The following is a 742-nucleotide window of genomic DNA, read 5'->3' on the forward strand; positions in this document are numbered from 1 at the left end:
TTTGCTTAGCACGATTGTCTGCATCTACAGCCTTGTAATACCTGCGTCCTCGATTGCGAGCGACTTCTCTAGATATGGTTGACGGAGACCGATTTAACATTTCAGCGATTGCCCGAATGCTCTTCTTTGCTGATAACGCGACGCGTATTTCTTCGCGTTCGCTCAGAGATATATGTGTAATATTTCGATGCCTAGGTTTCGGCTTAATGCCACCTGTTTCCCGTAAAATTGTAAAAACAGAGCCAGGCTTGGCCTCAATTACGCGACCAATATCGCTGAATCCAGCGCCGTTTTTCCATAGGTCAAAAACAAGGTCTCTCTCGCCTGTGGTAAATGTACGTTTTAATCGTTTCATTCAATGTCCTCATGCAAATCAGTAGTTTAGTATACCTGTTGCTTTGATGACTTGAATCCTCAGACGCCTTTTTTAATATTTCACGCTCCATTTGCAAGCGTTTTTTATCTTTTCTGAGTTGAATGAGTTCAGCTCTTTCATCCGTTGATAACTCAGACTTTTCGCTTTGTTCTTTAAATTTCGCCACCCAATTATAAAGCAATTTATCAGTAATATTTAATGAAGCAGCCGCCTCAACAACTGAATAACCTTGCTCAGTTACCAGTGATACCGCTTCTTGCTTAAAATCATTTGGGTAATTCTTATTTGTACGTTTAGTCATTTTTACACCTCAATAAGTTGGAGTTTATCCTTTATTGATGTGTCCTGCTAATTCAACCACAACAG

At 40.2% G+C, this 742-nt stretch carries 2 protein-coding genes; both read right to left on the bottom strand.

Annotation, left to right across the window (positions count from 1 at the left end):
- On the bottom strand, positions 1–355 hold a 355-nt coding region (locus GPUN_RS13990; RefSeq protein WP_141567273.1), incomplete at its 3' end, for a helix-turn-helix domain-containing protein.
- Positions 303–677: a transposase gene (locus GPUN_RS09595; protein WP_006006082.1), complete on the bottom strand. Its 375-nt coding sequence runs from the start codon at positions 675–677 to the stop codon at positions 303–305. The genes GPUN_RS09595 and GPUN_RS13990, both read right to left, overlap by 53 nt.
- Positions 678–742: the final 65 nt, after the last annotated feature.

Source organism: Glaciecola punicea ACAM 611, from assembly GCF_000252165.1.
GTDB classification, from domain to species: Bacteria; Pseudomonadota; Gammaproteobacteria; order Enterobacterales; family Alteromonadaceae; genus Glaciecola; species Glaciecola punicea.